The organism is Paraliobacillus sp. JSM ZJ581 (assembly GCF_044383835.1).
Lineage (GTDB): Bacteria > Bacillota > Bacilli > Bacillales > Amphibacillaceae > Paraliobacillus.
Window position 1 is genome coordinate 1 of sequence record NZ_JBISEP010000033.1, and the last position, 25,867, is coordinate 25,867.

Annotated in this window: 19 protein-coding genes and 1 pseudogene; 9 read left to right on the forward strand and 11 right to left on the reverse strand. The window is 34.7% G+C overall.

What is annotated here, in order from left to right; translation table 11 throughout:
* Positions 1 to 264: 264 nt before the first annotated feature.
* On the reverse strand, positions 265 to 489 hold the full coding sequence (locus tag ACH6CY_RS14035; RefSeq protein ID WP_374067977.1) for a hypothetical protein: 225 nt from the start codon (positions 487 to 489) through the stop codon (positions 265 to 267).
* Between the two features lie 153 nt (positions 490 to 642).
* Here ACH6CY_RS14035 and pdaB point away from each other — a divergent pair, with 153 nt between their 5' ends.
* Both pdaB and gerD read left to right on the forward strand, forming a co-directional pair.
* Positions 643 to 1,407: a polysaccharide deacetylase family sporulation protein PdaB gene (pdaB, locus tag ACH6CY_RS14040; protein ID WP_374067958.1), complete on the forward strand. Its 765-nt coding sequence runs from the start codon at positions 643 to 645 to the stop codon at positions 1,405 to 1,407.
* 106 nt (positions 1,408 to 1,513) lie between these two features.
* Positions 1,514 to 2,161: a spore germination lipoprotein GerD gene (gene gerD, locus ACH6CY_RS14045; RefSeq protein ID WP_374067959.1), complete on the forward strand. Its 648-nt coding sequence runs from the start codon at positions 1,514 to 1,516 to the stop codon at positions 2,159 to 2,161.
* Positions 2,162 to 2,873: 712 nt separating this feature from the next.
* Here gerD and ACH6CY_RS14050 read toward each other — a convergent pair.
* Both ACH6CY_RS14050 and cwlD read right to left on the reverse strand, forming a co-directional pair.
* The gene (locus tag ACH6CY_RS14050; protein WP_374067960.1) at positions 2,874 to 3,920 is read right to left on the reverse strand and encodes a P-loop NTPase; all 1,047 of its coding nucleotides are present in this window, start codon (positions 3,918 to 3,920) and stop codon (positions 2,874 to 2,876) included.
* Positions 3,921 to 4,010: 90 nt separating this feature from the next.
* Positions 4,011 to 4,721 (reverse strand): N-acetylmuramoyl-L-alanine amidase CwlD, encoded by a 711-nt coding sequence (gene cwlD / locus ACH6CY_RS14055; RefSeq protein ID WP_374067961.1) that lies wholly within the window; start codon positions 4,719 to 4,721, stop codon positions 4,011 to 4,013.
* 293 nt (positions 4,722 to 5,014) lie between these two features.
* On the opposite strand from cwlD, the gene ACH6CY_RS14060 reads away from it, so the two are divergent.
* Positions 5,015 to 8,059 carry a hybrid sensor histidine kinase/response regulator gene (locus ACH6CY_RS14060; RefSeq protein WP_374067962.1) on the forward strand — a complete coding sequence of 1,015 codons (3,045 nt, stop codon included), beginning with the start codon at positions 5,015 to 5,017 and terminating at the stop codon, positions 8,057 to 8,059.
* Between the two features lie 50 nt (positions 8,060 to 8,109).
* Here ACH6CY_RS14060 and ACH6CY_RS14065 read toward each other — a convergent pair whose 3' ends face one another.
* Entirely contained in the window at positions 8,110 to 13,917 is a 5,808-nt protein-coding gene (locus ACH6CY_RS14065) for a SpaA isopeptide-forming pilin-related protein (protein ID WP_374067963.1), read from the reverse strand.
* A gap of 258 nt (positions 13,918 to 14,175) precedes the next feature.
* Here ACH6CY_RS14065 and ACH6CY_RS14070 point away from each other — a divergent pair, with 258 nt between their 5' ends.
* A complete protein-coding gene (locus ACH6CY_RS14070) occupies positions 14,176 to 15,303 on the forward strand; it encodes a response regulator (protein ID WP_374067964.1) in 1,128 nt (375 codons plus the stop codon).
* A gap of 158 nt (positions 15,304 to 15,461) precedes the next feature.
* On the opposite strand, the gene ACH6CY_RS14075 is transcribed toward ACH6CY_RS14070, so the two are convergent.
* From ACH6CY_RS14075 to ACH6CY_RS14095, 5 genes are all read right to left on the reverse strand, one after another.
* Positions 15,462 to 17,921: a heavy metal translocating P-type ATPase gene (locus tag ACH6CY_RS14075; RefSeq protein WP_374067965.1), complete on the reverse strand. Its 2,460-nt coding sequence runs from the start codon at positions 17,919 to 17,921 to the stop codon at positions 15,462 to 15,464.
* Between the two features lie 13 nt (positions 17,922 to 17,934).
* A complete protein-coding gene (locus ACH6CY_RS14080; RefSeq protein ID WP_374067966.1) occupies positions 17,935 to 18,153 on the reverse strand; it encodes a heavy-metal-associated domain-containing protein in 219 nt (72 codons plus the stop codon).
* A gap of 26 nt (positions 18,154 to 18,179) precedes the next feature.
* Complete coding sequence (locus tag ACH6CY_RS14085) at positions 18,180 to 18,623, reverse strand: CopY/TcrY family copper transport repressor (RefSeq protein WP_374067967.1); 444 nt, start codon at positions 18,621 to 18,623, stop codon at positions 18,180 to 18,182.
* 36 nt (positions 18,624 to 18,659) lie between these two features.
* Positions 18,660 to 19,748 carry a saccharopine dehydrogenase family protein gene (locus ACH6CY_RS14090; RefSeq protein WP_374067968.1) on the reverse strand — a complete coding sequence of 363 codons (1,089 nt, stop codon included), beginning with the start codon at positions 19,746 to 19,748 and terminating at the stop codon, positions 18,660 to 18,662.
* A gap of 622 nt (positions 19,749 to 20,370) precedes the next feature.
* Entirely contained in the window at positions 20,371 to 20,952 is a 582-nt protein-coding gene (locus ACH6CY_RS14095; protein WP_374067969.1) for a hypothetical protein, read from the reverse strand.
* A 168-nt stretch (positions 20,953 to 21,120) separates the two neighbouring features.
* On the opposite strand from ACH6CY_RS14095, the gene map reads away from it, so the two are divergent.
* Positions 21,121 to 21,861, forward strand: coding sequence for a type I methionyl aminopeptidase (gene map / locus ACH6CY_RS14100; RefSeq protein WP_374067970.1), 741 nt, complete (start codon positions 21,121 to 21,123; stop codon positions 21,859 to 21,861).
* A gap of 109 nt (positions 21,862 to 21,970) precedes the next feature.
* Here map and ACH6CY_RS14105 read toward each other — a convergent pair.
* Positions 21,971 to 22,119 (reverse strand): annotated as a pseudogene (locus ACH6CY_RS14105) (IS4 family transposase); the annotation flags it as partial.
* Positions 22,120 to 22,301: 182 nt separating this feature from the next.
* Here ACH6CY_RS14105 and ACH6CY_RS14110 point away from each other — a divergent pair.
* From ACH6CY_RS14110 to ACH6CY_RS14125, 4 genes are all read left to right on the forward strand, one after another.
* Positions 22,302 to 23,183 carry an ABC transporter ATP-binding protein gene (locus ACH6CY_RS14110; protein WP_374067972.1) on the forward strand — a complete coding sequence of 294 codons (882 nt, stop codon included), beginning with the start codon at positions 22,302 to 22,304 and terminating at the stop codon, positions 23,181 to 23,183.
* A gap of 308 nt (positions 23,184 to 23,491) precedes the next feature.
* Positions 23,492 to 24,238, forward strand: a complete 747-nt coding sequence (locus tag ACH6CY_RS14115; RefSeq protein ID WP_374067973.1) for an ABC transporter permease — start codon at positions 23,492 to 23,494, stop codon at positions 24,236 to 24,238.
* A gap of 20 nt (positions 24,239 to 24,258) precedes the next feature.
* Entirely contained in the window at positions 24,259 to 24,720 is a 462-nt protein-coding gene (locus ACH6CY_RS14120) for a LytTR family DNA-binding domain-containing protein (protein ID WP_374067974.1), read from the forward strand.
* On the forward strand, positions 24,710 to 25,123 hold the full coding sequence (locus tag ACH6CY_RS14125; RefSeq protein WP_374067975.1) for a DUF3021 domain-containing protein: 414 nt from the start codon (positions 24,710 to 24,712) through the stop codon (positions 25,121 to 25,123). The genes ACH6CY_RS14120 and ACH6CY_RS14125 overlap by 11 nt, the downstream gene beginning before the upstream one ends.
* 201 nt (positions 25,124 to 25,324) lie before the next feature.
* Here ACH6CY_RS14125 and ACH6CY_RS14130 read toward each other — a convergent pair whose 3' ends face one another.
* Positions 25,325 to 25,675 carry a hypothetical protein gene (locus ACH6CY_RS14130; RefSeq protein WP_374067976.1) on the reverse strand — a complete coding sequence of 117 codons (351 nt, stop codon included), beginning with the start codon at positions 25,673 to 25,675 and terminating at the stop codon, positions 25,325 to 25,327.
* Between the last annotated feature and the right edge of the window lie 192 nt (positions 25,676 to 25,867).

A 25,867-nucleotide genomic window follows, 5' to 3' on the forward strand; every position in this document is an offset into this window, starting at 1 on the left:
GAGTTCGCTCACTCATTACTTGACTAGCATGTTACTTCTTAACATATTGGTTGTTTTGTTCAGTTTTCAAAGATCAATTTTTCAGCCGTCTGTTTTGACGACGAAATATAATATATCATGCTTTTAACAAGGTGTCAATAGCATATTTCAAAAAATAAAAAACATTATTTATTTTAATGCGATTTGTTTTGACAACAAGACATAATATAGCATAGGAAATTGTATTTTGCAATATGTTTTTAAAGAATTTATTTAAAAGATTACTTAATTCATTCGCTTCTTATTTTTAGGTATATACTTCATTATTTCTTCCTCACTTGCTACACGCCGAAAAAGCTTAAATAATACCTTGTATCGATCAAGCATTGCTATTCTAACTAATTTATCTAAACGACTATCTTCCATATCAAGTAACAGTTCTTCCAATTCGCGCTTAATTAAATACTCTATTTCACTTTTTTCCACATCATTTATTAACATACCTAACATATTAACGCCTCGTTTCTTCATTACCTATATTCTTCTGACAACATTAACCTACATTTCATAGTTCTCTTTTTCATCCTACATTAAACCTTTTTTAATCATATTGAATGATTTATGTCATACAATATAGCAAGTCCACAAAAAGGAGATCGTCTAATGACACATTTTTTTGTAGTTAAACTAAAAAAAGCCAAATCTATTGCACTGTTATCATTATTATCACTATGTACTGCTTTATTTATATGGGTAGAAACAGAGAGTAGCTTTTCTGTTTTTTCCACTAAAGAAAATCCAGCTGCATTAAGTCAAGGAAATCCTAGTGATCCTTCCATTGCATTAACATTTAATATTAGTTGGGGATCAGAAATGGTCGAACCTACATTAGAAGTATTAAAAAAACACGATGTTACGACTACTTTCTTTTTAATCGGCGACTGGGCAGAACATCACCCCGACTTAGTTGAAAAGATTGAAGCAAATGGACATGAAATAGGAATGATGGGCTATCGTTATAAAAGTTATGTCACACAAGAAATAGAGCAAGTTAGAAAAGATTTAGCAAAAGCAAGAGATGTATTTTCTTCTTTAGGTTACTCCGATCTAACCTTGTTACGAACACCAAGTGGACACCTTAATAGTGAGGTTATGAAACTTGCCGAAAGCCAAGGATATGACGTTATTCAATGGAATGTTAATCCTAATGACTGGAAAAACCCAGGTACAGATGCAATTATTGATTACGTTCTAAAAAATACAGACAACGGAGATATTATTCTATTAAACGCCTCCGATTCTGTTAAACAAACACCAAAAGCTTTAGAAACCATTTTACCTTCCTTAAAACAAAAAGGGCTGTCATTTGTAACCATTTCAGAATTAATTTCACGAGCACAGACAGAAAATAACGAAGTAACAGAATAATGCTGTCTCAACAATATCCTTTCTCATTTCTTCTTCCTCATACATAAAAAAAAGATTTTTTTATCATATTAAAGAGTAAGATAGAAAGAAGAAAGGAAACAGCAAAATGAAAAAATTATGTATCATTATATGTATTTACTCACTTCTTCTCTCTGGATGCAATGGTGACAGTGGGAAGTCCAGCGGAAATCAAGAAACGTATGATACCACTAAAAAAATGGTAACAGATATTTTAAAAACAGATGATGGAAAACAAGCTATTACAGATGTGCTCGCAGATGAAGAAATGCAAAAAACATACGTCATTGAGTCAAAAACTGTAGAGGAAGCAGTTACAAAAGCTTTGTCCTCTGAAGAAGGAAAAGCTTTTTGGGATAAAATGTTTGCTGATCCTAATTTTGTTAAAGGTTTTTCGCAATCTTTAATGGAACAGCAAAAAGAGGTGCTAAAAGGGTTAATGAGTGATTCAGAGTATCAAAATAAGATGATGGAACTATTAGCGAATCCTGAAATGGAGCAACAAATGGTGACAGCCTTAAAAGGTCAAAAATTTCGTGAGCATTTAGAAAAAACAATTCAAGAAACAATGAACTCTCCACTTTTTAAAGCTGAAATGACCGATATTATCTTAAAAGCAGCGCAAGAAATGAAACCATCACAAGCTGAATCCGGGCAAGGAGAACAAAAAGGTTCCTCCGATTCAGGAGGTGGAGACAGTCAACAATCTGAGCAATCAAATGAGCAGAGTAGTTAATATATTCGTAATCAATAAATAACACTGCCCTCGTTTTATGGAAGTCTGTGTTATTTATTGATTTAAATAAACCATTGCCTTGTGAAATTTCAAAATAACTGATTTTATTATTATCATTTACACGAGCAAGCCCCGAGACTTCTCTTATTCCCCATAAGATAAATGAACAGTGAAACGATATACATCACCCAAATCATTGTTCTTCTCTATAGTTAAATCATTTATATTAAAATCATTATTAGCGTAAAATGCACGTGATTTGCAGGTCAAAAAATATGTTGTTATATAATTACTCATGCATGCCTTTATGTAAAACAAGACTAATATTCTTGCTCAAGATATCACTCTAGTGCTGTATCTGTTTTCGGTTCATCTGGGTCACTACTATCAATAACAGTCACATTTTCTGCTGATTCTAATAAGCTGATTACCTAGCTCGATCTCTGAAAATCAGAGGTGCCATATGCATTCGATAGCTTCTTGTTCGGATTGATCCTTATTTAGTAAAGTAACAGCACGACTGACACAAGGACGAGTATAACGAATTGTAAAGAGTACTTTTTGTATCCACTTCTACCCTTCATACCATTTGCCTATCCTAATTTTTAAAAAAACATTAAAAAAACTGCAACGTAGCATTTTAAAACAGATCTACGTTGCAGGAGTTGTATACAATATACACTATATATTTTTCGATCATCTAAACAACCTATTAAAAATGCTCAGTCACATAAACAGCTATTTCTTGATAAGCATTTGCCAAAGGATGGTTCTCTTGGTAAATCGAAGCATGAAAATTTTCTACTTGATAGGGTTGGGCTAATGGCAACTGCGCAATAAGTGTAGTATCTAATTCTTCTGCTAACTTCTCTCCCCCACCTTGCCCAAACACATACTCACGTTCCCCAGTAACCTTACTTTCAAAATAAGACATATTTTCAATCACACCGATAACGTCATGATTCGTATTAATCGCCATTTGTCCTGCTCTAGCCGCTACAAAAGCAGCAGTAGGATGCGGAGTAGTTACAATTAACTCTTTTGATGACGGAATCAAGTTATGTACCGATAACGCCATATCACCCGTACCTGGTGGTAAATCTAATAGTAAGTAGTCCAAGTCATCCCATTCCACTTCCGTAAAAAAGCTCTTTAGCATCTTGCCAAGACGAGGCCCTCGCCAAACAACAGGTGAATTATCTTCTACAAAAAAACCCATTGAAATCATTTGTACACCATGCCGCTCTACTGGAACAATCCGGTTACCTTTTAATGTCGGGCGATTCGTTACACCCATCATATCGGGAACACTAAATCCATAAATATCTGCGTCAATGATCCCTACTTTCTTTCCTAGCCTTGCCAATGCGACGGCAGTATTTACAGTAACCGTAGATTTCCCTACTCCACCTTTTCCACTTGCTACAGCTAAAAATTTTGTGTCTGTACGTCCACTTAATAAAGTTGCTTTACCGTTGTCACTATTTAATTGGAATTTTTCTAATACTTCCTCAGGTAATTGAGTAAATCGCAAACCAACTGTTGGCACACCCGCTTGCTTTAAAATGTTGACGATTTCTTGTTGTAATTGCATTTGTTCAGCAGTATTTAACTTTGCAATTGCTATTTTAACACTTATATGCTGCTTTTCTTCCTTGACGATTACTTCTACTACTCCACCTGTTTGCGCTAATGTTTTATGTAAAAAAGGATCCTTTACTTCATTTAATCGTTCCACTACCTCTTCTTTTGTAAGCAAAATGACACCTTCCTTCTCTGATCAACAAAATTTATTAGTAGTAGTATAGCATATCTTCACCTAATTCGTTGCGCGTAAAGCAACAATTGCTTATCCTTTTCCCTCCGTCACATATCGTAAAATACCTTCATACAAGCTTGCGGCCATTTTCGTTTGATATTCCTCTGTTTTTAATAAATCTCTCTCATGTGTATTAGATAAGAAGCCGAGTTCTACTAGAGCACCCGGACATGGTGCATACTTTAATAAATACACCCCGTTGATTGCCAGAGATTCTCTATTAGTATTCTCTAAATTACGCTTTATCTCATATTGAATCATTTTTGATAAATGTTCGCTTTCTTCTAGAGATGGATAATAAAACGTTTGTGCACCACTCCAACGCGAAGAAGGAACTGCATTTAAATGTATACTAAGAAAAAAATCAGGATCTTTTTCTTTAATAAAGGCGACACGTTGTTTTAAATCTTGTGTTTTCCGATTAGATAACCCTTTTGTATCTTCAGTCGCTAAGTCTCTATCACTTTCTCTCGTCATATAAACAAGTGCACCAGATTGTTGCAAATAATCTCGTAACTTATTCGTAACTTCCAATGCTATTTCTTTTTCCTTTGTATCGTCACTTCCCTCTGCTCCTCCATCAGCACCGCCGTGTCCTGGATCTAAAACAATGACTTGACCCGCCAAAGGTAAAGACCAAGAATCCCATGAATCGGTAGTTTTCTGAATCGGGTATTGAATGAGGATAACCAATAAAATTGCACCACTCACCCAAAGAGCCACTTTTGTTATTTGATTCATTCCATTCCCCCCCACACCGAATCCTATGCTTCACTATATGGGACAAGATTATGGATTATACCTAATAAAAAAGGGATATTCCTTCCCTACAAGTAAACAGTTGATTATTTAGGTGAAAATATTCTTCAAGTGATGTAAAGTTCGATCTGATGAGCGCAATACGGATGCGCTTGCAAAATTAAACAAAACCTAGCGAGTATTGTTATTTACAAATGACCAATTAATTTGAGCCTTGTTGCTTTCATGAAATTACTTCATACTATATGTAACATTACACCAACAAGGAGCAAATAATGGCTAATAAAAAACTTTCTAAAAAAATGATTTTATTCTTTACTGTAATAGTAATGGCCATACTATCTGCAGCTAGAATCACATGGGTTAATTATCATCAGCTACCTAGTCAGCCAGAAATTGAAAATGGGGTTTTAGACTTAACCAATTGGTCATTTTCAGATCATCCTATCGTTTCTTTGGACGGAGATTGGCAATATTATCCTAACACTTTTTTAGCACCAGAAGATGTAAACGCTAATCCATCAGAATCCATTTATTCTACTGTCCCAAGTGATTGGGAGTATCAATTGAGTACAGATAAAGAACAAATAGCTTATGGCTACGGAACCTATCGATTACAAATCGATTTACCGAATCGGGAACCAAATATTTATGGCATTCGTGTGAATAATGCTATCGCAGCAGCGAACGTGTTTATCAACGGAGAACTCGTTAGTAGTATAAATGAACCGTCTACCTCTCCAGTACCGAACACAACCGATCGCGGTCCTTTTTTAGGGGATTTTTATAACGACACACAAAAGCTTGATCTAATCATTCATGTATCAAATTTTAATATTCCCTTTTTTAAAGGGTTAACCGATCCAGTTAGCTTCGGACTAGCGGAATCTATTTTTCAACATCATCAGAACTCGGAGACATTACAATTAATCGTTAGTATCATCATTTTCTTACACGCTGCTTATGCGTTAATACTTCTCCTTATGGGAACAGGAAAATATCGTACTGCTGTTATATATTATGGCATAATGTTGTTTTTATATGGGTGTAGCAACTTAATCGATGATAACGTGTTGTTACAATTGCCACTACCTGCAGAATGGACTTATAAGCTTCTTTTATTTATTTTTATTAGTACATTAATGGCCTTGCTACTTTTTATTAAAAAAATATATTACATTATACATCGAACTTTTCACTTTTTCACTATTAGTTATGGCCTAATTACGTTGGGTATCCTATTAACTCCATTTTACCTATACACATACTTAGGTTTGTTTATTTTTGCTTTTTATGCAATTTCTGTCGTTTATCTATTTATCCAATCTTTCCGTTATATTATAAGCGGAAAGGAAGGAAGTATTTTCATTCTTTTGTTCGTTTGTAGTTACACTTCTAATACGATCTGGGGATTTTTAATTAATGTAGATTTGATCACAATACCTTACTACCCATTTGATTTTTTACTAGTCATCCTTTTTATCACTTTATGGCTTTTTAAACAACAAATTAATGTAATGAAGACCAATGAGGAACAAACAATAAAATTACAACGACAAGATAAGAAGAAAGATGCTTTTTTAGCTCACACATCACATGAAATCAGAAATCCACTTCACGCAATCATTAATATAGCCCAAGTGCTGCTAAAAGAATCTAATAACTTAACTAAAAAAGAAAAAGAAAGCCTAGTGTTGCTAATTGATACAGGTAATCACCTAACCCATACATTGAATGATATGCTAAATATTTCCAGAATAAAAGAAAATCAAATAACATTAAACCAATCAGATATTGATCTATATCGTGTTACTACTAGTACAATTGAGCTTATTACATTTAAAGCAGAGGCAAAGAATCTTGCTATACATGTAGATTATAAGGAGAATTTTCCGTATGTTTTTGCAGATGAAATACTATTGACACGTATTCTATTTAATCTATTTGATAATGCCGTCAAATATACTGAAGAAGGTTCCATTCATGTCTATGCTGAAACAAAAGGAAAGATGACGCATATCACTATTCAAGATACAGGCATTGGTATTAGCGAGGAAAAACTAAAGAAGTTGTTTAAACCATATGAAACTAGCAATGATAGAACTTTTACTACAAACGGTATCGGCTTAGGATTGTATCTATGTAGAGAATTAATTAAACTACACGGCGGGGATATTGAAATTAAATCTGAAGTTAGTATAGGAACATCTGTAACATTTACGCTACCATTATCTTCTGATTCATTATTAGCAATAAACCGTCAAGAGCATATATCGGAATTACCTGCAGAAAATGAGCATGTTGAAACTGGTGAAAAAAATCAGTCTAGCAATAATTTAGGACAAATTTTACTTGTAGATGATGACCAAATCAATCTGCATACTCTATCTCATTTATTGGAAAGCAAGTACAATATCGTTGCTGTTTCAGATGGAAAGAAAGCATTGCAGAAATTAGAACAAGAAACGTTCGATTTAGTCATCTCCGATATTATGATGCCAGCCATGTCGGGTTATGAGCTTACCGAGAAGATTAGAGAAAAATATTCACTCCCTCAATTACCTGTTTTACTATTAACCGCATTACATGAGATAGAAGAGATTGAGCACGGTTTTTATATAGGTGCAAATGATTATATAACGAAACCTGTAAACTATGTAGAACTAGAAGCTAGAATTGATGCTTTAATTATGTTAAAAAATACAGTTGATAAACAAGTGCGCACAGAAGCCGCTTGGTATCAGGCACAAATGCAACCACACTTTTTATTCAATACATTAAATGCTATTATTTCGCTCAGTGAGATTGATCAAAATCGGATGATAAACTTAATTCAATCTTTTACTGATTTTCTTAGAAGAAGCTTTCATTTTTCTAACAGTTCCGAGCTCGTCTCAATAAATGAAGAGCTTTCTCTCGCAAAATCATATGCTGACATTATGGAAACGCGTTTTCATAAGCTTAACGTATATTGGAATATACCAAAGGAACTAAATGGTTTGATCCCTCCACTAACGATCCAACCGCTTGTAGAGAATGCTATCAACCACGGTATACTCAAGCATAAAAATGATGGAACAGTGTCTATTACAATTATAGATAAAGGGCAACATTACGCTATCGAAATTAATGATAATGGTATCGGCATGGACAAAGAACAAATAGAGAAAGTATTAAAGCATGACATTTCCAAAGGACTTGGTATTGCTAATACAAATAAAAGGTTAGAACAACTTTTTAATCAAGGATTAATGATTCAAAGCGAAAAAGGAAAAGGAACAACAGTCACTTTTTCTATTACGAAAAAGTTGAATAAATGATAAACAACCGTCTATATACGTGATATAGACGGTTGTTTATATTAAATTAATTATTCTTTTTTCGTTCTACGATTAGCAATGAAGTAAACAGCGAGGCTAAGTAACATCAATGCTAACCCAATCAACATGAAGTTAAAAATATTTGTTGCTGTATTTGGTAATTCAGTTGATTCAGGTATTTTTTTGTTTTGCACTTCAAGTGCTAGAGCTTCTTTTTGACCCTTTTCAATCGTAAATGGAATAGGTGTCTCGTCTAATTGATAACCAGACGGTGCTTTTGTTTCAACTAGTTGATATTCACCTGGTTTTAATTCGGTTATTGTTATTTCACCATCACCGTTTGTTGTTAAGTCACGCTGCAATATGTCACCGTTACTGTTTTGTAACTCAAACACTGCCCCAGCTAGCACTTCTCCGTTTTCATTTACTTTCGTTATACGTACGGATCCAGTCGATAATTCATTGGTAATTTCAATTAATGTTGGATCTGTTTGTCCTAACACTATTTCAAATGGTACTGGCTTATTGTTCAATTCATAGCCATCAACAGTTTTCAACTCTACCAGTTGGTAATTGCCTGGCTTTAATTCAGTAATAGAAAATCTACCATTCGCATCGGTCGTCATATTCGTTTGTAATACTTCGCCTTTTTGGTTTTGCAATTCAAATACTACACCTTCCAACGCTACACCATCTTCGCCTTTTTTCATTACCTCGACCGCATTAGTTGAACGTGTATTTTGATGTTCAAACTCTACGGTTTCTTGTTGATTAAACGAAATGGTAAATGGTATTGGTGTCTCATCTAGTTCATGGCCAAACGGCGCTATCGTCTCAATCAGCTGATAATTGCCAGGCTTGAGTTCATCGATAACAAGAATGCCAGCTTCATTGGTTACTAAGTCAGTAGCAAGTTCATTTCCTGCTTCATCTGTTAAGCGGTAAACTGCACCTTCTAAAGTTTCTCCTTCTTCCCCTAGCTTAGTTAAAGAAGCAGAGCCAGTTGTCCATTCATTTGTAATTTCAACTAAAGTACTTTTCGTTTGACCTAATTCAATCTTAAATGAAGTAGGTGTTGACTCTAACTGATAGCCAGGAACGGAAGCTGTTTCAACAAATTGATAGTTGCCAGGCTTTAAGTTATTCACAACTATTTTCCCTGCATCATTTGTTGTTAAATCAGTTTTAATCACTGTGCCATCATCAGAAAGCAAATCAAATGTTACACCAGCTAAAGTATCTCCACCTTCTCCGATTTTTGTCAATTCAACAGCACTTACCAAACGTTTATTTTCTTTCGATACTTTAAGTATCTCTTGTTGGTTAAATACAATAGTGAAATCTACCGGTGTTTGGTCTAACTCATGACCAAATGGCGCTTTCGTTTCGATAAGCTGATATTCCCCCGGCTTTAAATCGTTAACGACTATTACGCCGTTTTCATTTGTTGCTAAGTCGGTTTGCAGCTCTTCACCTGCATCATTAACTAATTTAAATACCGCACCTGCAAGTGCTTCTCCTTCTTCGCCAACTTTTGTTAATTGAACCGATCCAGGTGTCAACTCATTCGTAAAATCAACTTCTGGTATTTGTGCTTCTGTTTGACTTTTAACAATTTCAAACGTCTTCACTGCATCATTCAAATCGTAACCTGGGATAGATGCTGTCTCTACAAACTGATACTTTCCTGGTTTAAGGTCATTTACTTTAAGCTTTCCGTCTTTATCTGTTTTTAAATTCTCTAAAATAGTATTTCCTTCTTGATCTTGTAATTCAAAGGTAACACCCGATAGAGATTTCCCATCTTCACCTAACTTTTCTAACCGAACAGAACCTGTAATCAATTCATTCGTTGCTGTTTTAGTAGCAGTTTCCGTTTGACCTTTTTCGACCACTACTTCAATTGGTTTACTGTCTAGTTGGTAGTGTTCAGGTGCTTTTGATTCAACGAATTTATATGTTCCTGGTCTTAGATCATTGACAACAATTTTTCCTTCTTCATTTGTTGTAAATGTATCACTTCCATTCCGTTCCACACGGTTTCCTTCTTCATTTTCAAGATAAAACGCTGCACCTGCAAGCGGAGCATTATTGTTATCTTGATCTACTTTGGTAAGTTCAACAGAACCTAACATAATATTATTTTCTGCGGATACTTTCGTTATATTTGTTTGATTCTTTTCTATTGTGAATGATACTGGTTGATCGATCTTTTCGTAGCCAAACAATGGTTCAGTTTCTACAAAACGATAGTTTCCTGGTTCAAGATCAGAAATAGTAATTTTTCCGTTTGCATCCGTTTCTAATCTTTCATACCCAGAAACAACAGCACCGTGCTCATCTTGTAATTCAAAGATAACCCCTTTTAAAGGTTCTTTTGTCTCTGCATCTATTTTTGTTAGTTCTACATCTCGAATGATTTTAGCATTGGTTATTATTTGTTTACTTGTTTGAGCATTTACCGTTACAGATTTCTGATCATTAATTCCAACAACATAACCGTCTGGAGCACTAGACTCTTTCAATACATACGTATCATATAAAAGGTTATCAAATGTTGCTACACCATTCTCGTCTGTAGTGACAGTATCAAGTAATACTGTTCCACTTTTATCATACAATTCAAATGTTGCTCCTGGTAATGTTTGATTCACATCAGAACTGTCAACTTTTGTAACTTGTAATGATCCTACTTCACCATCAATATTACCTGTAATGTTAGCAAAGCTTATATTATTTGTATAGGAATCATCCGTATCAACATTTTTTGTTTCTTCTGCGCTAAAATGCATTTCATTAGAAATTTTGTCATTACCTTTATATAGAATATAACTATCATACTCTAGCACGTAAGGTCGCGTAATTTTGTTCTTTGTAAAAGTGATTTCAAACACATCTTGACCAGTACTATTCTGTTTGAAAGCTATTGTATAATCTTTTCCTTCTTCTAACACTTTATTCGGATCTTTTGCAATACTTGATTCAGTTACAGTTGTTTCATAAATTTTAATCGTATCTTTCAACAACTTTTGATTAATACTAAGTGTATCAGTGATAGACAAATTGGATACCGTTGATTGTGTATAGTTAAGTCTGACATCCCAATGAACAATACGACCATTGTTTTTATCCTGTGATGCATTTTTACTTGTATATTCTCCACCATAATCAGGAGTTACTTTTGCATCAACATTAATAGTATCTTTATTATCAGTTTTAATTAAAGCTTCATTATTATATTCTTTTTCAATTCGTTTATCGTTAAGATCTGTTTTGTATTCAATGACATACGGGGTGTTAATATTACCAAAATCGATTTCAAATCCTGGTTCATTATTCACTCCAGTAATTGCGCGAATGTCCAGATTATTTGTTACTTCTTCGCCCTTTTCATAACCATTTTCTCCGCCAGTTAGTGTCATTTTAAATACTTTAACATTTGAAATATCAAAAGTTTGATTGCCTAATATAATATCACTTGCAACTACACCATTTAATGTTTCTTTATTATAGTTAACTCCAACATGCCAAGTAATTTCCTTCGTTTTATAGTTGTAAGCACCATGTTTAAACCCATTATTTTTTGTATATTGATCTGGTGTAAATGTAGCTTGCCCTTCCTTACTAGTAGACGTTGATTCTCCTTCTGGTGTCCACTCAATGATTGCATGATTCGTGAAACTTGATGCTGCTGGATCTACCTTATCAAAGTCAATTGCAGTCGTATAGGTAATATATACCCGCTTCGTTAAATCTTGATTAAAAATTAGCTTTATTTCTCCAGTGCTTGAATTAAACGTATACGTATAATCCACCCCATCATTCCATGTCTGGTTATCATGCGTAACTCTCACATTCTTAGGAGTAAACCCTTTTGGTAACGTGTCCGTAAAGGTAACATCTTGCATAGTATATTCATCAAGATTAATTAGCACCGTCCAACTGGTTTCTTTCGTATCATAGTTTGGAGTGCCATCGTTTGATTTGATAAGGACGCCTTGATAAATATTCTGATCACCTGTAGTGCTATTTCCAGATTCATCACTTATCGTATTCGTTACGGTAGCATTGTCCGATACGCGTTCTTCTGCAGTTGTTTCATAGATAATCTTATATGCTTTATTGATATCACTATTAAATTGTAGTACAAAGCCCTTGGCTGAAGGGGTAATTCCATATTCACTTGCGTTTATTTCCGTTGTACCAATTTCTTCTCCAGTATCGGGATCAATATCTACTTCTAGTACTTTCATACTATTAGCAACAAACGTTTGATTACCCCCAAAAACGTCCGTTAATTTAGCATCTGTCTTAGCGATGTTTTTTTCATCATAATTATATTTTACTTCCCAAGTTATCGTTTGATTTACGTTATTATAATCAATTGATTCTTTTGTTAATGGTTTACCACGTTTTACCTTAACAGAAGCTTCTGTACTTAATGGTTCGGTATTATCTCCGTCCAGTGTCGCTTTATTTTTATAAGATTCTCCTACATCATCTGTAATTTCCGTTTGATAGACAACACGGTAAGCAGAGTCTATATTTCCTAGTGTCAGTGGAAAACTAGTACCAAAACCATGACCAGTAATTTCAGTTGCATTAAAAACTGAACCGTCCGTGTTCATTTCAAGTGCATACAATTTTATAGATCCATCAATAATTTGATGAGCCCCTTGTAAAATTTCATCCTTTAACACTGCATTTTCTATCGTTTGTAAATTTTTATTGAAATCTACCGTCCACTCAATTGTTTGCGTATTATATTTTTTATTCGGAACACCTTTCTTGTCAATGGATGAACCTTTCGGGATGAATTTAACCGGAAACGTAATCGATTGTTCCCCTTCAATCGGAAACGTAATATCCCCAGGTTCCGCTGGACCATTGTAATTAGGATCGAAAGTTGATTCTAATTTAATTGATCCTGTTATGTTGGATTCACTTTCTATTTGTTCGTTGAAAGTAATCCGAATATCATTACCTTCTGTAACAAACGAACCGAAGGCCTTGCCATCTGCTCGTTTCAATACTTGTGGCTCTGAAACTTGAGGAATAGAGAAAGTATTTGGAACATTAATGGTATAGGATGACCCAGCACCATAACTATGCCCATTCGGTAATGCAAAATCATAGGCCATTTCCAACTTAAAACTATCATAAGGCTGGTCTACAATAATTTCTTCACCTGTATTTAAAGGAACTTTACTTCCATCTGCAAATATTTTACTCAACCCTACATCTATCACAATATTTTCTGCAATCGCAACACTTTTTGCTGTAGGCGACTGCTGACTAGCTTTTTCTTCCGTTTGATTTGTTTGGACTTCCTCTGTTTCAGAGGTAACTATTTTATTTTTCTTTTGAATAGGATTGTTAGTATTTTCTTCCGTTTGTGTCGTGGCATTTGATTTCCTCTGTGGTTGATCATTCGCCACAACGATCACGTCAAAACCAAATGTTCCTTTTGCATCTTGATATGCTTCAATTGACTGTGTAAATGTTACTGTAACATTCCCATCTGTTGAAGCTACATACGTTCCCACTTCTTTTTCTTCAACAATTAGAGAACCCGTCTTCTTTTCTTCAATTTGAACAGTTGTTGGAACGGTTAGCGTTTCCGTATCATTCGCTACCACATTTATTCCTTCAATAGACCAATCAATTTGAATCGTTCCTGCCGTTCTTTCTTGTTCCAATAAGTTAATAGCCTTACCTTCTTCATCTATTACCGTAACATTTGAAAATATACTCGATTGCTTTCCGCTTGCTATCGTCTGTGTCGGTAACAATAGGCTTCCAATTATTGTTTGAAATACTAAAGTAACTAGCATTAACAAACTTAAACCTTTTTTCACTACCCTGACCCCCTTTAAAAAATATAACGCTCTATTAAGCTTCCATTAGTACATTTAATTAAAAATAGAGCCCTTCAAAATATTGAACTAACCTCTACTTGTTTCATTTACTTCCCCCTCTTAAATCACATAAATATTCCGTCTAAATTATAGATAGGTAACCTCTACAAATTCTATACAAAACAATTAAATTACCTGTTATATTATGTTATAATTATCGGATAGTTAGCTTCATCATTGGGAAGGTGGTAAATCTTCATGCGGACAATACTTATTGATGATGAGCATTTAGCATTAGAGTTTTTAGCTCACCAACTAAAAAAATTTGACACAATCACTATCGTTGGAAGCTTTACTGATTTTAATATCAGCCAATCTCACAACCTTATCGAAGAGACTGACATTGTATTCCTAGATATTCACATGCCTGGTGTTGATGGATTAGAGTTAGCTGACAAAATTTTGTCTATTAACCCTTCTATTTCAATTGTGTTTGTAACTGCATACGATACGTTTGCTGTTCAAGCATTCGAGATCAATGCATTAGATTACATACTGAAACCAGTTAAAGTTGAACGTTTACAAAAGACACTAGATCGAATAATAGAAAAAAAGTTACCAAAAAAAATAAATCAACCTATTTCAAGCGAGTTGATTATCCACGTAAGTCATGAATTAACTTTTGAATTAAAAGAGCAAACCGTATCTCTTGATTGGCGTACTAAAAAAGCTAGAGAGCTATTTCTCTATTTATTACATCATCAGGATCATTCAATACATAAAGCTGAATTAGTTGAGCGCTTCTGGCCAACAAACAAAACTGCTTTTTCACAGCTCTACACAACCGTGTATCATATCCGAAAATGCTTAGCAGATTATAGTGATTATATACAGATCGAGAATAAAGATGATTATTACAAATTACTATTACACAACACAAAAGTCGATCTTTTAGCATGGGAAGAGAAAATGGCACGTCTATTGCCTTTAAACAATATAAATTATGAGGCAGTTGAAGAAACAATGAGGATATACAAGCACGGTTATTTACAAGCTTATAACTATGCTTGGGCTGAAGCAGAGCGGTTTCGTTTAGAACAATTATGGCTTGATTACGCATTAGCTATTGCTAATTGGTATAAAGACAATGACGGTCTTCAAAATGCAGTTAGTTGGTTTCACCGTATAGTGAACATAAGATCGGATCATGAAATTGCCCACTTTTCATTATTAAAGCTTTATAGCCAATTAAATGAAAGCAATTTAGTGGAAAAGCAATACGCGATGTTATCGGCAATTTGCATAGACATGGAAATTTCAATAAATGATGATATACGCAAATGGTATGAACGTTGGCAAAAATCCAACACAGCACCTTCTTCATAAATTACTAGTTAGTAAATGTAAAAAGCCTCTCTTCTTATTTAGAAAAGAGGCTTTAAACACTGTTGGATTAACTTTGGTGAATTGGAATTTACTTGGACAAGCAAAACACAAACACCTTATTAAAAAACAAGGTCAAACGCTTTGCAACTACGTATAGTTTAAAGAGAAGTCGGCTTAAATCGTTTTAATCTCAATGCATTCAACAATACAGATACAGAACTAAAACTCATTGCCGCTGCTGCAAACATTGGACTTAATAATGGACCGCCAAATAAGAATAATATTCCCATTGCTACTGGTATACCTGCTGTATTATACGCAAATGCCCAGAATAGATTCTGCTTAATATTTCTAAGTGTCGCTTTACTTAATTGTACAGCTGTTGGCACATCCATCAAATCGCTTCTCATTAGGACGATATCCGCTGATTCCATCGCTACATCTGTACCAGACCCAATTGCAATACCAACATCAGCTTGAGCTAGCGCTGGCGCATCGTTTATTCCATCCCCTACCATCGCTACTTTCTTACCTTCTTCTTGCAGTTTTTTCACTTCACTAGCTTTATCTTCCGGCAGGACTTCACTTAGTACACGGTCAATGCCCACTTGTTTGGCAATCGCTTCAGCTGTCCGTTGATTATCCCCTGTAATCATCGCTACTTCGATTCCCATATGATGTAGCTTTTCGATTGCTTTGACGCTGTTTTCTTTAACAGTATCTGCCACGGCAATGATCCCAGCAATTTGCCCATTAATCGAAATATACATTGGTGTTTTTCCTTCGTTGGCTAATTGATCGGATTTTTCCCCAAGTGATCCTAAAGAAATAGCTTGATCAGTCATCAATTTTTTGTTTCCTAACAATAGCTGTTTGTCATCTATCGTCACTTCTATACCGTGACCAGGGATAGCGTTAAAAGCTGCTGTCTTTAATAATTCCAATTGTTTTTCCTCAGCACCTTTTACAATCGCTTCACCTAATGGGTGCTCAGATCCTTTTTCAGCAGACGCTGCCAATGATAATAACTCATCTTCTGATATGCCATTAGCTGTAATAATATCTGTTACGATTGGTTTACCCTCTGTGATCGTTCCAGTCTTATCAAATACAATCGTTTGTAGTTTTTGCGTTGCTTCAAGCGCAACACCACTTTTTATTAACACACCGTTTTCTGCGCCTTTTCCTGTTCCAATCATAATTGCTGTCGGAGTAGCTAGGCCTAAAGCACATGGACAGGCGATAACAAGAACAGAAATTAAGATCGTTAGTGCGAAAAGTCCAGTTTGACCTCCTATATACCAAGCTAAACCAGAAATTATCGCAAGACCAATTACAATCGGGACAAAATATCCAGAAATAATATCAGCCATTTTAGCAATAGGTGCTTTGGAACCTTGAGCATCTTCTACTAATTTAATGATCTGTGATAATGCAGTGTCTTTACCAACTTTTGTTGCTCGATATTGAATGCTTCCGTTTTTATTAATACTTGCACCAATAACCTTATCTCCAGCATTTTTTTCAACAGGGATACTTTCTCCTGTTAACATCGATTCATCAACAGCTGTCATTCCTTCTACTACGACACCATCAACAGGTAGTTTCTCTCCAGGTTTTACAACTACTATATCCCCTACAACTACTTCATCAATTGATATCTCTACTTCTTGGTCATTTCTAATAACTTTTGCCGTTTTTGGCGCAAGACCCATTAGTTTTTTAATTGCTTCGGATGTTTTACCTTTTGTCAATGTTTCTAAATACTTACCTAACATGATCAACGCTAAAATTACAGCGGCTGTCTCAAAATATAGTTCATTAGCATAACTAGGGTTTCCTGAATAAATCATAATCGTAGCAAAAATGCCATAAAGTGTAGCTGCGCTTGTTCCTAAAGCAATCAGTGAATCCATGTTTGGATGCCCTCGGAATAATGTTTTAAAACCTATAGAATAAATGCTTCTATTTACATAAACTACTGGTAAGGTTAACACTAGCTGACTAAGCGCAAATGCTTCTGGATTAAATTCAGGATTAATAAATTTTGGTAATGGCGCACCTACCATATGACCCATAGCAATATATAGTAACGGGGTAGCAAATATGGCAGAAATTAAGAATCTTTTCCATAACGCTTTTATTTCCTTTTCCTTTTTTTCACGATCTTGATCTACATCTTCAGACGATGAGCCGATATCTTCATGCGCTTCATATCCTACACTTGCTACAGCATTAGAAATATCTGAACCTGTCAAAGCAGAAGAATCATATTTAATAGTCATTTTTTCAGTTGCCAAATTGACGTCTGACTCGATCACACCATCTAATTTTTTAGTTGCTCGTTCAATCGTCTGGACACAAGATGCACAAGTCATTCCTGAAACAGAAAAAGTTTTTGTTTCTGCATCCGAAATCGCCTTATACCCTGCCTTATCGATCGCTTCCTGAATATCTTTTATGGAAACTTCATTTTCATCAAAGTCGACATGTAGTTTTTCGGTTGCTAAATTAACACTCGATTCGGAAACACCTTGTAACTTATTTGTTGCTTTTTCTACCGTTTGTGCACAAGACGCACAAGTCATCCCTTCAATCTTTACTGTCTTTGTCTCCATTCTTTTCATCCTTTCATTCATTAATTGATGTAGCTTTATAGCCGACTTTATTAACTACGTCTATAATTTCATCCAATGTTAGTATGGTTTCGTTATATGTTATATCAGCAGTGCCTTTTTTCAAGTTAATTGTTGCTTCCTCTACACCATGTTGCTCCTTTAATGCTGTTTCGATTTTGTTTACACATCGCCCACAATTCATACCTTTAATTTCTAGTGTTATTTTTTTCATTTTTAAAACACTCCTTCTTTTTTAATTTAATGATTAAGATGACTTTTACATTGACATTGCCCTGGTACGCAATTACATTTCACCTCATCTACCGCTTCACTTTTCTTTCTATTTAACGTTTGCTCTAACAAGTCGACATCACTATGACTCAAAGTTGCTTCTGCAATCATGTTTGCAATTGCACTGCCAACTTCTTTATTACAGATACGATTAAATAATCGCTGTTCTAACACTTTGATACTTTCAATTTCATCTACAACAGCACTGTAAATATACCGTCTCCCTTCTTTCTCTGTTTTTAATAACCCTTTTTGTACTAATCGGCCTATTAACGTTTTTGCAGTTGCTTGCTTCCAGTTTTTTTTGAAGCGCAAAACATCTATAATATCTTTACTAGTCGCTTGATGTAGTGTCCAAACGACACGCATGACTTCCCATTCAGCATCGGTTATTTGAGTTTTATCTTCCATGTGAGCACCTCTTCTGTTGTTTACAAGTATAATCTGTTAATCCAGCTTATTTGTCTTGCCATTAACATAGAAATCAACATGTTTTTTTAGTTGATTAAAAACGTCTTGTGCATTGACGATCTGCTCAATATGATAGATTCCAGCTGGAGTTTGATTTAAATATACGTACTTAGTTATCAATGCACCCATTTGTCCAGTTAGCATTGTTTGATTTTGTCCAACAACGGATACCTCCAACTTTGTTTTTTTCCCATTCTTTTCTCCTTGTGAATCAACCTTAGCAACAAATACGTCCGAGCCAATTTTAAATACATCAAATATCCATACGAACAAACTCTTCACTAGTTTATACTTTAATAAATTAAAAAAACCAGTCTTCTTTAACCCAGCTAACAGGGTAGTAGCTAGCTTTGAATCAAAGCAGATACGGTAAGCTATACTCTTTATATTTAATGTTTGTGGTAAGACATGTTGTTCTGGAAAATTAAATCGATATGCTTTCCGTTTTCCAAGTTGAGCTGGAAATAAACTAATTCTTCCATCTTCAAAACTTTTCACTCGCTTTAAAGCACCACTTTCAACTACTTCAAAACTTGTATTAATATTTTCAATCATCCAAGTAGTTGCAGCTTTCCCGTGCTTTTCCCCTAGTCCAAGCATGACATAAATATCTGCTTTATCTAAGGAATCAAAGTGCATTTTACTATATTGTACTAAGAGATTCGTTATGCCAGGTGAGAGCCCAACACTTAAAATTGCAGTAGCTTTTGAAACCTTAGCTAAGTTATTAAATGTTTCTATCTCTGATAGAAAGTGATAAGACGCCGTTACATCAATATAGTTCACACCCTGCTCTAAACACTTCTGCACAAATTGAGTATCTTTCTGATCCATACACATGACAACAGTAGCAACCTCTTTTAATATATTCTCGCTAACATTGTGATCTGTAACATCAAATGCTAATGGTTTTACCTTTCCATTTGTAGTTGAAGTGAATTCGGTTGCTCTTTCCATACTTCTCCCTGCGGCTATAACTTTACCTGGAAATGCATCTCCCAGCTCTGTACATACTACTTTCCCTACTTTACCATAACCACCTACAACCAATATATTATCATTCATAAAATTTGGTCTCCTTTGTCTTTAGAGTTAATTGCTAACTAATACGTAAGTAAAATCAATTGAATGTGTTTTATTTACTTTTTCAACACCTCTACATATACCTATTATTTTGGAAAAAATAATATAAAGAATAATGTTGAAGAAATTACTTAGTCATATTAATCGAATTTATAGTCATTTTTAAATGCTATTTGAACTCCTGTGGTGCTTTTTTATTTCAGTGGGAATTAGGTCAAACATATAATTAATAACGACATATCAGTTTTTCACTGTAGATATTTTAATCGTTTTAAAATTACTTCAAGTCTTAAATATGAAAATTTCTTTGTTAGTGGCTTGATGTAATGTCCAAACGACACGCATAACTTCCCATTCAGTATCGGTTATTTGAGATTTTTCTTCCATGTGAGCACATCTTTTGTTGTTTACAAGTGTAATCGATTAATTAAAGTTTACAACCGTAAACGTAAATTGTCAATAGTTTTTTGATTTTTTAGAGTAATAATATCTATGAAGCTTTATAATGAGCACCATTTACAAGAAAAAACTGTCCTATCCCTGAGTTTTAGGGTAAGACAGCTAAATAAGGTGTATTACTATTGTTCCCAAAAGTTATTTCCTATTAGTGATTTATGTTATTTAACATTTGATTATTAGATGTTTGATGCTCATTGTGACTATGATTTTGATTGATATTATCTTCAAGAAATAACGGTCCTAGCTGATTAAAAATAACAAAAAACACAACGATCAGAATAGGCAGTACCACATGATTGCGAAAAATAGACTTATGACTAATACCCAGTTCTTCATTTAGAATATAAAACACAATAAGAAGTGTAAATACAAACAACAAAAACATGAGCTTGACTAGTATGCCTCTATAGTCAGCAAACACCATTTCTCCTAGCATTGCTCCCATCATACCAGCCATTGCGCCAGAAAGTATGCCATCTAAAACCGCCATCATACTAATGAATAATCCCGGTAATAAGCCTGCAACTATTCCTATTAACATCCCGAGAACGGTTGAAATAAATAGATTTCCAGAGAAATATATTGCTAGTAATACTCCCGCTATCAATCCTATACTCATGCCTGATGCCATGGAGATCATCATACCTGTCATACAAGTAATTTTCTTTCTGTGTTTAACTGTTTTTAATAAAAATAGTATATAGAGCGCAACTATTGTTAGTAACATTATTACGAAAGAAGTAGTCAATAGAACCCCTCCAAACCTTGTCCATAAAAATATATGTTACCATGCATTTTGTTATGATTTTGTGAAGGAAATTTTAATTTTAAAATGTTATACTTATTGCACTCAATGGAATACTAATCAACATTATTTTAAAAGTGAGGATATACAATGATTGCAAAGACTGAAGAGGATTTTAATGGATTAAAAGAAATTGGAAAAATTTGCGGAGTGATTCGAGATGAATTAGTCCGTTGTACGAAATCTGGCATGACCACAAAAGAACTTGATCAAATTGCACGAGAAATGTTTGAAAAAGCAGGTGCTCAATCGGCTCCAAAAGGAGAATATGATTTTCCTGGATATACGTGCATTAGTATAAATGAGGAAGTAGCGCACGGCATTCCAGGGAAACGAACCATTGAAGAAGGAGACATTGTCAATATTGATGTTTCTGGTTCAAAAAACGGGTATTTTGCAGATACCGGGATTTCCTTTGTAGTAGGAAAAGGAGAGCAAATTTCACAGAAAGTATGTGACGTTGCTAAAGAAGCGTTTGACGCTGGACTTGAGAAAGCAAAACCAGGAGCAAAGAAAAGCGCAATTGGAAGAGCTGTACACCATGTAGCAAAGCAGCATGACTTAACTGTCATAAAAAATCTTACTGGACATGGCATTGGGCGCTCTATTCATGAAGCACCAGAACATATTTTTAATTACGACTCTCACTGGGATGATGAAATTTTAAAAGATGGTATGGTCATTGCCTTTGAGCCTTTTATCTCTACATTTGAAGAGGAAGTTTTTCAATCCGAGGATGGATGGACTTTACTAACAAATGAAAGCTATGTAGCTCAATACGAACATACGATTATCCTTACAAAGGAAGGTCCAATTGTTACTACATTGTAAGGAACCTAATGAGACTCCATGAAAAGAAATAAAAAAGAGTCCAAAGGTCCTTTCCCCAACAAAGAAAAAGTACCTAATCCAAAATGGAAAAGGTGCTTTTTCTTTGTTGTAGTTGAGTTTTATCTAAGTCTAACAACGGAAAGTCTACTGGCTTAAAAGTCACATCATCAGACCAATTAAAAGTAAGCAGGCGAAATCCTTGATAGAAGCGCATTTTTTGTGAAGTATGATCAAACAACGAACTAGGAGGACGACATGAGTATGTCAGTTCCATTCATATCACAATTTCAAACATCGCTTTTATAACAGGTGATGTTTGAATATTTATATACATTATTTTTGTTATGTCAATCATGATATTCAACATCTCATGCATTTCAAAATGTTGCTAAAGCTGTTTTTTGTCATAATGAAAAAAACAGTGAAGGAAGGTGATTTTATTGCTAAACGTAAAAAGTGTTAACAAGTATTATGATGGTATGAAGGCATTGACAAATGTTTCATTGCACATACCAACGGGAACTTGCTATGGTCTTGTTGGTCCTAATGGAGCAGGTAAGTCAACATTGATTAAAATTATTGCATCAGTCATTCAAGATTTTGACGGCAAGATTCACTTCTCCAATCGCAAACTGCAAATCGGTTATGTGCCACAAGAAATTGCTTTGGAGGAAACTCTGACTGCTCGCGATAATTTAAACCTTTTCGGAAAGCTCTATGGATTGCGCGGTAAAGAATTAAATAATCGCATTGAAGAAGTCTTATCCGATATCGGACTAACAGAACGTGGCAAAGACAAGGTGCGAACTTTCTCAGGAGGTATGAAACGCCGGTTAAATATCGGCTGTGCGATCATGCATAAACCAAATCTGATTATCATGGATGAACCAACAGTAGGCATTGATCCACAATCACGTCGGTACATCTTCGAAATGATCAAACAATTCAAACAAGATGGACACAGTATTATTTATGCAAGTCATTATATGGAGGAAATAGAGCAGTTATGTGATGAAGCAGCATTTATAGATCACGGTGAAATTGTGGAAAGCGGTACGATAGAAATTTTATTGCAAAAATACACCTCTCCTTCCGTTTACGTTAATGGGCAAGATTGCCTACCTGACGATATTTCCCAATATGGAAAGGTTACGAACAAAAATGGCGGCTATTTAATTACAACAATCACCCCACTAAGTGCAATGGAAAAGGTGATAGCTTTCTCTAAACATAACGATAGCCGAATAGACCGTTTGGAACTTGTCAAACCGAGACTAGAAGATGTTTTCTTTTCGTTGACAGGAAATCAGCTACGGGATTGAATGAGAAGAAATGAAAAATAATAGACCAAATGGTTTTGAAACTGTTTACCAAGACTTTATATTACTTTGAAATAGAAAAATACGGGAGGGTTATTATGTCGATGCCAACAGCTATTGTAGTCGCAACAGCCATCATTTGTTTAACTGTCTTTATAACCGCGATTACCCTTAGAGCAATGAAAGAATACAAAGATTAATCGATTAATAGGAGTTGGTATAACGGTTTTCCGAAATCTCAGCTGTATGCTAAGTCGCACTTGAAAGGATATTAAATCTTATCCTTTATTTATAAAAGGGAGGAATAAAAAATGACAGCCATTATAGAATTGGAAATAAAAAAAAACCTTCAGGATAGAGGACTGTTATTCTGGACATTAATTTTGCCAATCATATTTACCGTTTTGTTTATTTCTGTATTTACTTCCGGAGCAGAAGAGACAGCAAGCCAACAAATTATATTGGCTATCGTTCCAGGGTATACAATTATGTTTGTTTTCTTTATTATGATAACAATGACAGATTCATTCATAAAGGATCGAAATATTGGCATGGTTACCAGAATTGCTAGCACACCACTTTCACCATACTTATTTTTATTTGGTAAGTGGATATCTTACATGGTCATTGTTATGATGCAAGTTGTGATCCTATTCTTGTTTGGAAAGGTTGTCTATCATATCCCGCTTGAGCAGCCAATATATTTATTGATTTTATCTGTGTTTTTGACTTTCATGGTGACAGGGTTAGGATTGGCACTTGCTGTCATTGTAAAAACAAATAATATGGGAATTGCACTGACACAGATTATTGCTTTAGGCGGTGCAGTTCTTGGTGGACTTTGGATGCCTGTTAACATGATGCCGGATATTCTGCAGGTAATCAGCCGTTTTCTACCACAACATTGGGCACACCAGGCTTTTCAGAATGCGATGGAAGGAAAACTTCAGGCTGTTGAACTTTTACAGACTTCACTCATTCTTTTAGGATTCGGCCTTGCTGGATTTATCGCAGCTCTTCTGTGTTACCCGAATTTCTTAAAACAGGCTAAGGGATAAAAAAGCAGGGGGGATTGGTCATGAAAATAAACATCGAAATTGATCATAAGCACACAGAACCGTCTATTACTATTCGGACAAATGAATGGTCCGATGAACTGGAAGAAATCGTTGCATTGATTAAAAGAAAGAATCGGCATCGGTTGTTTGGAGTTGAGTCAGACCAAACCATTCTACTTGACCCAAACAGGATTGATTTTATATATGCCGAAAAAAGGAGAGTTTTTGCAAGGATTGACAATAGAAAAGTCGAGCTACGTATGAAGCTTTATGAAATGGAAGAGATGTTGGTTCCCTATGACTTCATGCGCTTTTCTAAATCCGTCATTGGTAATCTGAATCAAATTGATCGTTTCGAGTTATCATTTAACGGAAATCTATGTGTCCATTTTTATTCGGGAAATAAAGAGTATATTACACGAAAGCATGTGTCATCAATCAAAAATAAGTTGTCTATGGGAGGTCAATTAGATGATTATTGAAGCAATCAGAAGAAGTTTAATGGGAGTAGCTTTAGGTAGTATGTTTACATTCATCATACTTACGATTGTGAATTTTACTGATACAGATGCTTCCGTTTCACAAATATGGTTTTATATGCTCTGGTCACTTGTCCTTGGTATCTATTTTGGATTATCATCATTCGTTTTTGAAGATAACGAATGGAGTTACTTAAAGCAAACATGTATTCATTTTATCATGTCGATTGCTGTTTATTTTTTCATCGCCTTGTTTATTACTAAATGGATTCCATTTAGTTTAATAGCGATCTTAGTAAGTTGCATAGTGTTCATTTTCATTTACGCTATTTTTTGGACGGGGTACTATCTGTATTATAAAAAGGTGGAAAAAACGTTGAATGCTAGTTTGAAAAAGAAAAAGTGATGTCCAAGTCCTACATTAAAAATAAACAGATTTATAATTAATGTAATTAAGTAGATTTCACAATACGAGCTAATGTCTGCGTATCATCTGCTATTTAAAAAGGTATTAGCCTTTATTTGCTGTGACTGTATGATGGCAATGAAGCGTGCAAGCTTGGTTTTCTTGAATTAATTTTCTATAATACAAATTATTTACAGATGACTATCTTTTTTCACTCATAAATTCTTTTGCTATTTCATTATTATTATCTAATGAAAGAATCTTTTCAGCAACGCTATATGCTGCTAATTCAGACACTACATTATCCGGCACATCATGTAAAAACAAAAGGTTAGTTAAATATCCAACACCTTGTTGATCAGTCAATTCGACACAACGTTTTGCGTGATAAAGCGCAGCGTTGTAAGCTCCTTCAATATGGCGTAGTGGGTTAACAAGTATACCAAAAGCCATTTCGTGAAGTTCTACTTTTTCATTTTCAACTATCAAACTTATAACGAATATGTAAATAGTGATGCTACGATTATTAAACGCAATATCAGTTAATTCCACATCAAGTGCTATATAAGAAAGATCACTAGTGATTTTCTTAGCCTTTTCTAAATTACCACTTAAAATAAAGTCCTTTTATTTGTTAGTCAATTTTGTTCACCGACCCATTACTAATCCTGAATTATTCATAGAAATTCCTTAATGACTTAAAAATGCTTATCTGCCAAGCTATCTAGCTAAGTTGGTCGTGCA

Excerpts from the sequence above, each read along its gene's own strand:
- gerD (WP_374067959.1), top strand. The coding sequence starts at position 1,514 with ATGAAAAAATTATGTATCATTATATGTATTTACTCACTTCTTCTCTCT.
- ACH6CY_RS14085 (WP_374067967.1), bottom strand. The coding sequence starts at position 18,623 with ATGGAAGATAAAACTCAAATAACCGATGCTGAATGGGAAGTCATGCGT.
- cwlD (WP_374067961.1), bottom strand. The coding sequence starts at position 4,721 with ATGAATCAAATAACAAAAGTGGCTCTTTGGGTGAGTGGTGCAATTTTA.
- ACH6CY_RS14090 (WP_374067968.1), bottom strand. The coding sequence starts at position 19,748 with ATGAATGATAATATATTGGTTGTAGGTGGTTATGGTAAAGTAGGGAAA.
- ACH6CY_RS14120 (WP_374067974.1), top strand. The coding sequence starts at position 24,259 with ATGAAAATAAACATCGAAATTGATCATAAGCACACAGAACCGTCTATT.
- ACH6CY_RS14035 (WP_374067977.1), bottom strand. The coding sequence starts at position 489 with ATGTTAGGTATGTTAATAAATGATGTGGAAAAAAGTGAAATAGAGTAT.
- ACH6CY_RS14075 (WP_374067965.1), bottom strand. The coding sequence starts at position 17,921 with ATGGAGACAAAGACAGTAAAGATTGAAGGGATGACTTGTGCGTCTTGT.
- pdaB (WP_374067958.1), top strand. The coding sequence starts at position 643 with ATGACACATTTTTTTGTAGTTAAACTAAAAAAAGCCAAATCTATTGCA.
- ACH6CY_RS14080 (WP_374067966.1), bottom strand. The coding sequence starts at position 18,153 with ATGAAAAAAATAACACTAGAAATTAAAGGTATGAATTGTGGGCGATGT.
- map (WP_374067970.1), top strand. The coding sequence starts at position 21,121 with ATGATTGCAAAGACTGAAGAGGATTTTAATGGATTAAAAGAAATTGGA.
- ACH6CY_RS14095 (WP_374067969.1), bottom strand. The coding sequence starts at position 20,952 with ATGTTACTAACAATAGTTGCGCTCTATATACTATTTTTATTAAAAACA.
- ACH6CY_RS14070 (WP_374067964.1), top strand. The coding sequence starts at position 14,176 with ATGCGGACAATACTTATTGATGATGAGCATTTAGCATTAGAGTTTTTA.
- ACH6CY_RS14115 (WP_374067973.1), top strand. The coding sequence starts at position 23,492 with ATGACAGCCATTATAGAATTGGAAATAAAAAAAAACCTTCAGGATAGA.
- ACH6CY_RS14125 (WP_374067975.1), top strand. The coding sequence starts at position 24,710 with ATGATTATTGAAGCAATCAGAAGAAGTTTAATGGGAGTAGCTTTAGGT.
- ACH6CY_RS14060 (WP_374067962.1), top strand. The coding sequence starts at position 5,015 with ATGGCTAATAAAAAACTTTCTAAAAAAATGATTTTATTCTTTACTGTA.